This window comes from Streptomyces triculaminicus (assembly GCF_017349075.1).
Lineage (GTDB): Bacteria > Actinomycetota > Actinomycetes > Streptomycetales > Streptomycetaceae > Streptomyces > Streptomyces triculaminicus.
The window spans coordinates 23259-32910 of the sequence record NZ_JAFMOF010000010.1; the positions used below are offsets into that span (position 1 = coordinate 23259).

Genomic DNA, 9652 nt, shown 5'->3' on the forward strand with positions numbered 1-9652 from the left:
GCCGAGTACGCAAGACCTGCCCTCGCCTGCCGGAACCCAGGGGCCCACCCTCACGCCGGAACGATCCGACATGCCCGAAACAGGGCGTCACCACAAGGCGTCGGCACTCTCGCCAACCGTCGAACGGAGCATGACTCTCATGTCCACCACCCCTCGCATCGCGATCGTCGGCGCCGGCCTCGGCGGTCTCGTCTGCGCGCGCGTCCTGCAGCAGCACGGCGTGCCGGTCACGGTCTTCGAGCGTGAGAGCGACCCCCACTCCCGCGCGCAGGGCGGCACTCTCGACATCGACGCGGACACCGGCCAGGCGGCCCTGCACGCAGCCGGGCTGTTCGACCAGTTCCTTGCCCTGTCCCGGCCCGAAGGCCAGGAGTGGCGCCTGTACGACCGCCACGCGACCCTGATACGCCATGACCAGGCCGGCGAGGGCGATCTGAGCAGGCCCGAGATCGACCGCGGCCGGCTGCGCACCCTCCTGCTGGACTCCCTCGCCCCCGGCACGGTCCGCTGGGGCCACCCCGCAAGGGCCGTCACCCCGCTACCCCACGGCACCGCCCGCCTGCACCACCACGACCGCGCCGCCGAGGACTTCGACCTGGTCATCGGCGCCGACGGCGCCTGGTCCCGGGTGCGCCCCGCGCTCTCCGACGCCCAACCCTCCTACGCCGGTGTCACGATGGTGGAAGCCCACTTCAACGACGTCGACCACCGTCACCCCGGCATCGCCCAGCTGGTCGGTCGCGGCACCATGTCGGCCAAGGCGGGCCGCCGCAGCCTGGTGATGCAGCGCAACAGCAACGGACACGTCCGCGCCTACATCACCTTCCGCGGCCCCCAGGACTGGCACACCGGTCTCGACCTCGCCGACACCGACTCCGTACGCGCACGCCTCCTCGCCCAGTACCAGGGCTGGCACGAGAGCCTGCTGGACATCCTGCGCGACAACGAGGGCGGTTTCATCAACCGGCCCATGTTCGTCCTTCCCGTTCCCCATTCCTGGCAGCGCGTCCCCGGCATCACCCTGCTCGGCGACGCCGCCCACCTGATGCCGCCCGCCGGCGTCGGCGCCAACCTCGCCCTGCTCGACGGCGCCGAACTCGCCCGAGCCGTCATCGACCACCCCACCATCGACGAGGCCCTCGACGCCTACGAAAGCGTCATGCTGCCCCGCGCCATCGACAACGCGAAGACCGCCCTGCACATGCTCAACACCCTCATGCCCGACACCGACTCCGACTCCGACGACGCCGCCTTCCCCGATTCCATCTGGCCGGCCAACACCCTCCCTGACTCGCACCCCGCTCACACCAGCTGAGCCCGGTCAGCAACGCACCGCCCAGGTCGCCGCCAACGGGAGACAGCGTCACCCTGCCGACCACCAGGCCGTGGCTGTCGATCGCCGGGGCGCCACGACAGGCCCTCACGCTGCTCATTCCGGTCCGAGGTCGGCGAGGGCCTTCTTCTCGGGGCGGTGAATCCGGCCGCCGGCGGCCGGGGCGTCCCCAGACCGCTCTGAGCAGTCGGCGGGTACGGTGGTGACGTCGACTCGGTGTGTTGATCGCGTGCCGCGCGGATCGATGCCTCCAACGCAAGGCATTGACGCCTCCGGTGAGGGTGCGGCGGTCCTCGTATGAGGATCACCGCTGGGCGCTGTCCGTTTCTTTGCCGCCGAGCCGCCGAAGCCGGGCGAGCCGGGGCTGCGCCGGCCCGGCGACCCGACGAACCAGACCGTGAAGGCGATGAATGAGGGCCTGCGTTCCTTCGCCCCGGGCGTGCAGCTGGCGATCCGGAACACTTCCGCTCACGGCGCTGGCCCGATGGCCGCACAGGATGCCCTGGAGCAGCTGGGCGCCCTCAGTCTCCCGGCCCGCTGGATCGATGACTGCGAAGACGCTGCAGCGTAACTTGCCCACGCTGCCCTCTGTCTTGTCGGCGACCTCAAGCGGTGGATGGGCCCGTAACCGGCCGCGCGCCGCAGTCGGTACCACCGACCTGAGCTGACTGCGGGCCCGGGCGCCAGGGCCCCGGGGGACGCGCCCACCAAATGCCCGGAGCCCGACTGTCGAAGGCGCCATGCTCAGCGCAGCCGTAAGCCGCTACGTCAGGCGGGAGTCGGCTGCGGCACGCCGAGGGCCTCGGCCACCTTGCGTGCTTGCCATCGCCACCGCCTGGGGGTCGGAGGAACCGGCGCGGGCGGTGCTCGAGGTCATGCTGTTGGCGGGCCTTCCGCCGTACGACGTCGAGGTGGCTGCGGACGGGGAGGAAGCCGGCGTGGTCCTGGCGCCGGAGGGCGGGCAGGGGTTCGGGCGGTGGGGAGGTGCATGACTGTTGGCAGAGTAACAGCGTGCGGGGGCGTGTCAGGGAGCGTGTTGGCGAGTGTGCGGCGTACCACGCATCGGTGCGCTGGCTGCCGGGTGTTCGTCTGATCACGATATGGATAGACACCTTCCGGATTTCTGGTGTGTGTCCTGGCCGTCCGGGATCCCGTCACCGGGCGCCCGCCGTGGTGGCGCTCTTCCACGGGGGAGGCTCAGCCTTGAACCGGTTCCACCGTGCCTTAGGCACGCTCGTAGCGGCCGTCCTGTTCAGTGGGGCAGGTGCCGTGCTTGCCTCGCCTGCCTATGCCGACAGCGCGGACGACGGTCCGTAGGTGCTGGTTAGCGCACAGCAGTGCGTCGACAGTGGTGGCCGCATCCGGCAGATCTTCTGGGTTCCCCCGATGTACATGTGCGTGGGCGGCCCGCACAACGGAGAGTGGGTCCTGCACCGAATAGCCCGTGCCACCGGGTGAGGAGTAATCCGCGTTCAGCGTGCTTCTCAGCCCCGGCAGGTCGGAGGTGTCCTGGGCGGCCGGGCGCATTCTGCGACAGCTTTCACGGGAGCGGGGCCCAGGGGAGTGGGCTGCACGGGGCGTACGCCGGGGGAGGATCGGTGAAGGTCGGTTCCTGGAACGAGTGGGATCCGTTGAAGCACGTCATCGTCGGCCGGGCGGACGGCACCATGGTGCAGGCGCCCGAGCCGGCGGTCGTCCGGAACTGGCCGGAAGACGGGTTTGCGCTCGGCACGTACGGGCCGTTGCCCGAGGAGATGACGGCGGCGGCCAACGAGCAGCTGGACGACTTCGCCCGCATTCTCGAAGCGCGCGGCATCCGGGTCGACCGGCCCCGGCCGCTGGACTTCAGCCGGCCGGTCGCCACCCCTGAGTGGTCGCAGAAGAGCATGTTCGGGGCCATGCCCGTCCCGGACGTCCTGGTGGTGATCGGGAACGAGCTGCTCGAGGCGACCATGTCGTTTCGCAGCCGCTGGTTCGAATACCTGGCCCACCGGCCGCTGATCGAGTCCTACTTCCGCGCCGACCCCGGCATGCGCTGGGAGGCGGCCCCCAAGCCCCGGCTGACCGAGGCGTCGTACCGGCCGGGCTTCTGGGGCGAGTACGAGGCTCTGCCGTACGAGGAGCAGATCGCCCGCGTCAGGGCCGGGGAGCTCGTGCTGACCGAGGCCGAACCACTCTTCGACGCCGCCGACATCGCCCGCTGCGGCAAGGACCTGTTCGTCCAGCGGTCCCTCGCCACGAACACGGCCGGGATCCGCTGGCTCCGGCAGCACCTGCCGGAGCACCGCGTGCACGGGGTGACGTTCGAGAACGCGCACCCCGTGCACATCGACGCCACCTGGGTGCCGCTCCGCCCAGGGCTCGTGCTCCACTGCGCCGAACGCCCCGCGGAACGGGAGCTGCTGCAGTACCTCAAAGCCAACGACTGGCAGGTCGTCCAGGCCGCCACCCCCGGACGGCAGGCCCCACCGCCGCTGTCCGCGTGCAGCCCTTGGCTGTCGATGAACGTGCTGGTGCTGGCCCCCGGAACGGTCTGCGTGGAAGCGAGCGAGACCGCACAGATGGAACAGCTCGACCGACTGGGCTTCGAGGTCGTCCCGGTGGCGTTCTGGGACGTGGCTCCCTTCGGGGGCGGACTGCACTGCGCCACGCTCGACGTCCACCGCGAAGGCACACTCGAGGACTACTTCCCCAAGCGATCCGGCAGGTTCTGAGAGCAAGGGTCGGTTTCCGTGGCGCACGTCCTCGGTGATGCAGGTGGTGTGGCATGCGAGTCGAAATTCGACGGTTCTGCAGACCCCTCCCGGATGTTTCTCACTCGAGCCGGTCGGTAGGGTTTCGGTGGACGAGAGAAGAGATCCTTCGATGGATTCCCGTATACCGCGTATTCGCTCCAAGCCGGCGCGGATGCCGTACCAGGCGCAGCGAAGCTACTCGATGGGCGCGGAGCGTCACCGGTTTCGCCTTGGGGCGTGTATCAGGCCCGCGCAGGCAGACGCCTTCGAGCGTGAACACCGCATCCAGCTTCCGGTGGCCTACCCGGGAGTTCCTTGTCCAGCTTGGTGGTAGTGGTGCCGGCCCCTTCTACGGTCTTCTCCCGCTGGGGGAGTGCAGGCTGTACATGATGAACGGGAAGCCGCTGGACGGAAGCCCGCGCGGGTTCACTCATGTCGACCACCCGGACGCTCTGCGGGGGGACCTGTTCCTCCACATCGTCGAGATGGGCTGTACCGACCTGTGCCTCATCGGTGTGACCGGCCCCGGACTTCCTCGCCTGGTACGAACGCTGGCTCAACCACATGCGGGACGGCAAGGACAACGCCGCCCTTGGACTCACCTCCCCGCCGATCGTCGCCAGCGTTCCTTGGGGTCGCTGATGGAGGGCGGTAACGGGGGAGCGCCGCGCTCCGGGGTGGTGGTGTCGGTGACCACAAGGAACTGGTCGCTGCCGAGGCCCATGACGACTCCGGCGTCGGTGCCCTGGACTCGCTGAGCGGCGGCGTATTCGTCGGCGGACCACGATCCGCGGGGGTGGCCGGCGAGGAACGGCTCCAAGTCGGTGCGCGGTGAGGTGGCGGCGGTTGTCATCGGGACGCGCTGCCGTTCTCGAAGGCGTCGATCAGGTCGCCCATCGCTTCGAGGCCGGCCCGCTCGCCGACCATGCCCCGGGACGCGGTGAAGACCGGGACCGGGGCCTGGCCGCGGTCGGCGTCGAACGCGGGTGTCACAGGCGATGATGGTGTCCCGATACGTCGATCACGAGGTCAGGAGTTCCGATGCCAAGACGCGTTCATCAGCCACTGGAGGACGAGGAGGTCGACTTTGTCCTCAGGATGAGCGAAGGCCCGGTCCTCGCCTACTTCTCCGGGACGTGGCCCAAGGCGATCGAGGCATGCCGGGCAATGGACCTTGTCGTGGGTCGGATCGCCGAGGAGTACGCGAACCTCCTGACGGCCGTCAAGATCGACATCACCCGTTGTCCGGTGGCGACCAAGCGGTACGGCGTCACTGGGGCCCCGTCCGTCGTCCTGCTCAAGGACGGTGCGGTGGCGTCACGCAGCACGGGGTCGATGACCCACGCCGAGGTCCGGGATTTCCTGATCGCGCACTTCTGACCGGCCGCCCGCTCTTCCGCGGCCGGGGAAGCGGATTCCCCGAGGCGAACGTTCAGAGCGGCTGCGGACGGCCGGGGTGTGCGCGTGTCCTCGGACGCACCACCGGTGGAATGGGCCGCTCCTCGGCTGGCGGGTGTCGGACTAGGAGGGTGCGGCCTCGGGTGGCGGGGGCGGCAGACGGCCCATTCCGGGCCGGCTGGGAGTGCCGAAGTGTTAACGGCGTTAACGGTGTCTACAGAGACCTTCCGCTGATCGGAGAGGGCTGCACAGGGTTCGCCGAGCACCTCCCGCTGCTTCGCGGCCACGCTGTCGGGGCCGGCACTGGTGGGGGCTAGGTGAGGAAGTGTGCCTTCAAGGTGCCGAACTTCGGTTCCCGTTCCGCGATTAGTTCGGCGACACGCATCAGGGACGTTCGAGCTTCTTGTATGAGGTCAGGCGGGAACGCCGGCCCGGTTCAGGACGGTGGCCATCTCGTCCTCGGGGAGCGCGGGGTTGGCGCCGGCGCTGGAGGCCAGCTGAGGGACGTCAAGGGCCTCGCGGAGCCGGTGGAGCGGCAGGCGCGGGTCGCCGGCCGCCGCCTGACGCGTCCAGACCGCGGGGTCATGGCTGAGCCGTTCGATCAGCGCGGGCGTGGCGGCCGGGTCTCGGACGGCCATCCGACGGTAGTTCCCGTCCGGGTGGTCCGCGTAGCGCGCGGCGAGGCCCTCGCGGGGAAAATGGGGGTGGGTCTCCGCCATCCAGGCGGAGAACGTCCCGCCGAGCCGTGCGTACACACGCATCAGGACCTCCTCCGGGGTGTCGGGGTGGTGCCTGCTCAAGAGGCCCTCCACCAGGGGGTCCTCGGTGCGTGCGAGCAGGCCCGTGAGATCCCCATCTCGGCTGCAACGTGGGCGATAGGTCTCGTACGGCATCGCTCGACGAGGCGACGCCGCCCCTCCACGGTGAGGGGTGCATTCCTGTGCGTCACGCAGCGGAACCAGGCGCAGAGGCTCGCCGTGACTGGTCCCGCCCGGCGATGGCCTCAGCGACCTCTTGGATGGCGCTGCGAAGAAGGTCACCGTAGGGGTCCTGAGGAAGGCTGGGGGCGTGCGTTTTGGCCGCGTTGATGTGCTCGGTGGCGGCTTCGAAGGAGCCGAGTCTGCGGTAGTTGTCGGCGAGATTGAGGTGCAGGGAGGGGTAGAAGCCAGCGATGTGGAGGCCAGCGTGGTGCTCCTGGATGCGCTGCTCGGTCACGGCGTCGGCAGCGTCCAGGGCTCGGATGTCCCAGGCGAGGGCCTGGGCGGGATCTTCGTAGAGATCTGCCAGGTAGTGGGCGAGCGAGCAACGGTGCAGCGGGTCACCGGTGACACCGATCGCGAACCACAGGCCCAGCAGTTTGTGGCGGGCGGAGGCGCTGTTACCGGCTCGGCCCTCGGCGACGGCGTGGCCTATTGCTTCCATGGTCGGGTCGGGGCTGGCGGGTGCGGTGGGCATGGACTTGTTCCTCGTCGTTCTGCTTAGGCGGAGTGGTCGGACTTGATGGGCATGGCCAAGGTGGTGAGATCGCCACGATCGGCAGAGCGGATCGTGACGGGCTGGTCGTGTCCCCGTAGGTCGAGCAGTACGTCGGGGCCGATCGCCGTGCTCACGGCGGGATAGAGCGTGGTCAGCTCGAACCAGATCTGGAGGGCCTGGCCCGCCGCGGTGGCCGGGAGTGGGAAGTCGGGGCGCCCGGCGTCCGCTGACATGACGCTCACTCCGTGGTCAGCAACATGCAGCCCGATGCGCTCGCCGGGGTGCTCTTCCAGGGCTCGCAGGAGCAGATCCTTCGAGACCGTCGCACGAGTCGTGACCTCGCCCAGTGACGCGAGCATCAGCCGATAGTCGGGAAACGCCTCGGGCAGCAACCGACAGTGTCGGTCCTCGCGGTCGGCCACGCGGAACCAGATCCCGTTCGAGACCGCCTCCAGTCGCACCAGCGGGCTGCGGCGGCTCGCCGCGACCGCAGCCCGCAGCTCGTCGCCATTGACCGTGCCGGCCCATGTCTGGCTCGGTGGTTCAGCCGGCACCAGGGTTCGAGTGGAGAGCCGGTATCGGTCCGTCGCGGTCAGGGTCACCCCCTCATGACCTGCCTCGATGCGCAGACCGGCGAGTGCCGGCATCCCGGGCTCATACGCGGCCGCGGTCAGGACCTGCTCGACCGCATCCGCCAGCACGGGACCCTTCACCACCGCGATGGGAAGACCTGGCGCATTGCCGAGCGCAGACTTGATGACAGCAGCCTTCTGCTGCACGGCTGCCGCATCCCCAACGACCTTCGCGACATGCTCATCGAGTAGCCGGGAAGCCTCGTCGGCCCCGGAACCAAGTACCGCTTCGACAGCAGCCAGGGGCATAGCGAGCTCGCGAAGCTGACGCAGCGCGGTCGCCCGAGCAACCTGGTCAGTGCTGTAGTAGCGGTAGCCCGAGACCGGGTCGACCTCGGCAGGGGGCAGCAGCCCGGAGTCGGCATAGAACCGCAACGCGCTGGAGGTCAGACCACTGCGTTGGGCGAAGGCCCCGATCGGCATCAGCTCATCATTTGGCACCGCGCCATCATCAAGCTTCAACCAAGTCGAAGGTCAACACCGACGAGCAGCGACACCAACCTCATGGCCAGCAACACCTAGTACTCCAGCCGGACTTTGGTGTTTTGCCTGGTCAACGGCTTGGGTCTGGGGGGTAGCGGGACGGTGCCGGAGATGGGGCGAGTTCTCCCGGGCCGGCCGGCGAACGTGTGACCGCGCCGCATGTAGTGACAACGCCGGGCTCGGGCCTGGTGCCGGCGACGCCATCGTGACCAGTTCACCGTGTGTTCTGTCTGTGCAGGAGAACGTCGGTGCGCAACTGCCAGTAGGCGGCGGATCTCCGCTGGGGTGAGGTCCACAAGGTCGGGCGTGTCGCCTCGAGCTCCCCCTTTTCCCGCTCCTGGGCGGCGGTGACGGCCAGGAACGCGTGGGCGAGCATGGCCAGGGTGATGTGCTGGTACCAGCCGACATAGCGGCGGACCTCGTACTGGTCCAGGCCGCACTCGTTCTTCGCAGACTGGAAGCATTCCTCGATCTTCCAACGGCATCCGGCGATCAGCGCGAGGTCGGCGACGGTGGAGTGCAAGGGTATGGCGAGGAAGTAGGCGGTCTCGTCGGGCTTGGTGATGCTGCGGCGGGCAAGCATCCAGCGCTGCCGGGTGGGCTCGTCGCCGTCGAACTCCCATACTGCCGGCAGCCGGGCAGCGGCCCAGTCGTAGAGCCGTGGCCCTTTGGCGCCGTCGCCGCAGGTAAGGCGCTGCCATGCCTCGGCGGGGGCCTGGCCGATGAGGTAGTCGATGCGAGGACCGTGCACCTGTTGGGACTTGGGAACGGCGACGGCATAGGACAGGCTGGTGTCTTCCAGGAAGCGGCGGAAGCGGGAGTCCTGCCCGTAGGCGGCATCCGCGGTGACCCATCTGAAGGGCAGCGGGCCCGCCTGGGCCCGCAGGACCATGGCGCGGGCGAGGTCGTTCTTGGTTGCGAAGCCCCGGTGCTCGGGGATGCGGGCCACTCGGCAGCGTTCGGCATCGTCGGTCCAGGACTTGGGGAGGTAGAGCTCGCGGTCGACCAGGGCGTGACCTCGGGTGGTGGCGTATGCGGCGAAGACGCTGATCTGACAGTTCTCGGTGCGGCCGGCGGTACCGGAGTACCGGCGTTGAATGCCGCTGAGGTGATGCCCTTCTTGACGAATCCGGTGTCGTCGATGATCAGGACGCCGTCGGTGGTGCCGAGGTGTTCGGCAACGTATTCCTGCACGTCATCGCGGATCTCGTCGGGCTCTCAGCGGCTCTTGGCCAGCAGGTGCTGCAGTCCGTCCGGGGTGGAGTGGCTGGCGAACTCGGCGAGTTGCCAGGAGTTCTTGCGGCCCACCGGGCCAAGCAGGCCGCGGACGTAGTCCCGCATCCGCTGTCGCGGCTCGATCCGGGGGAAGCGGTGCCCGATCCTCAGGAAGAGTTCTTCCAGACCTTGTTCCCACGCGGTGGCGGGTACGCCATCGATCACGCAGGGAGGCTGTCCGCACCGTTGTCACTACACGCGGCGCGGTCACACGTTCGCCGGACGGCCCGGGAGAGCTCGCCCCATCTCCGGCACCGTCCCGCTACACTCCCCAGACCCAAGCCGTTGACCAGGCAAAACACCAAAGTCCGGCTGGAGTA

The 9652-nt window shown here is 68.9% G+C and carries 10 protein-coding genes and 2 pseudogenes; 5 read left to right on the forward strand and 7 right to left on the reverse strand.

Features of this window, described 5'->3' with window-relative positions; translation table 11 throughout:
* Window positions 1–139 precede the first annotated feature (139 nt).
* The 4 genes from J1792_RS33535 (at window position 140) to J1792_RS33550 (ending at window position 4047) form a co-directional block, all read left to right on the forward strand.
* Window positions 140–1315: an FAD-dependent oxidoreductase gene (locus tag J1792_RS33535; RefSeq protein WP_207248988.1), complete on the forward strand. Its 1176-nt coding sequence runs from the start codon at window positions 140–142 to the stop codon at window positions 1313–1315.
* Window positions 1316–1697: 382 nt separating this feature from the next.
* The gene (locus tag J1792_RS36055) at window positions 1698–1904 is read left to right on the forward strand and encodes a TIGR02391 family protein (protein ID WP_372446214.1); all 207 of its coding nucleotides are present in this window, start codon (window positions 1698–1700) and stop codon (window positions 1902–1904) included.
* 746 nt (window positions 1905–2650) lie between these two features.
* The gene (locus J1792_RS33545) at window positions 2651–2791 is read left to right on the forward strand and encodes a hypothetical protein (RefSeq protein WP_179198978.1); all 141 of its coding nucleotides are present in this window, start codon (window positions 2651–2653) and stop codon (window positions 2789–2791) included.
* Window positions 2792–2931: 140 nt separating this feature from the next.
* A complete protein-coding gene (locus J1792_RS33550; protein ID WP_207248989.1) occupies window positions 2932–4047 on the forward strand; it encodes a serine/threonine protein kinase in 1116 nt (371 codons plus the stop codon).
* Between the two features lie 619 nt (window positions 4048–4666).
* Here J1792_RS33550 and J1792_RS33555 read toward each other — a convergent pair.
* Entirely contained in the window at window positions 4667–4921 is a 255-nt protein-coding gene (locus J1792_RS33555) for a DUF8839 family protein (RefSeq protein WP_107431152.1), read from the reverse strand.
* The gene (locus J1792_RS33560) at window positions 4918–5061 is read right to left on the reverse strand and encodes a hypothetical protein (RefSeq protein WP_179198979.1); all 144 of its coding nucleotides are present in this window, start codon (window positions 5059–5061) and stop codon (window positions 4918–4920) included. Before J1792_RS33560 ends, J1792_RS33555 begins: the two co-directional genes overlap by 4 nt.
* A 48-nt stretch (window positions 5062–5109) precedes the next feature.
* On the opposite strand from J1792_RS33560, the gene J1792_RS33565 reads away from it, so the two are divergent.
* A complete protein-coding gene (locus J1792_RS33565; protein WP_207248990.1) occupies window positions 5110–5448 on the forward strand; it encodes a thioredoxin family protein in 339 nt (112 codons plus the stop codon).
* Between the two features lie 431 nt (window positions 5449–5879).
* Here J1792_RS33565 and J1792_RS33570 read toward each other — a convergent pair whose 3' ends face one another.
* The 5 genes and pseudogenes from J1792_RS33570 to J1792_RS33590 form a co-directional block, all read right to left on the reverse strand.
* Window positions 5880–6266 (reverse strand): hypothetical protein, encoded by a 387-nt coding sequence (locus J1792_RS33570; protein ID WP_242647056.1) that lies wholly within the window; start codon window positions 6264–6266, stop codon window positions 5880–5882.
* 2 nt (window positions 6267–6268) lie between these two features.
* Window positions 6269–6415: pseudogene (locus tag J1792_RS33575) on the reverse strand (IS481 family transposase); the annotation flags it as partial.
* Window positions 6412–6921 carry a hypothetical protein gene (locus J1792_RS33580; RefSeq protein WP_207248991.1) on the reverse strand — a complete coding sequence of 170 codons (510 nt, stop codon included), beginning with the start codon at window positions 6919–6921 and terminating at the stop codon, window positions 6412–6414. The gene J1792_RS33580 and the pseudogene J1792_RS33575, both read right to left, overlap by 4 nt.
* 23 nt (window positions 6922–6944) lie before the next feature.
* Complete coding sequence (locus J1792_RS33585; protein WP_086571996.1) at window positions 6945–8015, reverse strand: DNA polymerase III subunit beta family protein; 1071 nt, start codon at window positions 8013–8015, stop codon at window positions 6945–6947.
* A gap of 256 nt (window positions 8016–8271) precedes the next feature.
* Window positions 8272–9494: pseudogene (locus J1792_RS33590) on the reverse strand (IS701 family transposase).
* Between the last annotated feature and the right edge of the window lie 158 nt (window positions 9495–9652).

Excerpts from the sequence above, each read along its gene's own strand:
- J1792_RS33535 (WP_207248988.1), top strand. The coding sequence starts at position 140 with ATGTCCACCACCCCTCGCATCGCGATCGTCGGCGCCGGCCTCGGCGGT.
- J1792_RS33555 (WP_107431152.1), bottom strand. The coding sequence starts at position 4,921 with ATGACAACCGCCGCCACCTCACCGCGCACCGACTTGGAGCCGTTCCTC.
- J1792_RS33565 (WP_207248990.1), top strand. The coding sequence starts at position 5,110 with ATGCCAAGACGCGTTCATCAGCCACTGGAGGACGAGGAGGTCGACTTT.
- J1792_RS33580 (WP_207248991.1), bottom strand. The coding sequence starts at position 6,921 with ATGCCCACCGCACCCGCCAGCCCCGACCCGACCATGGAAGCAATAGGC.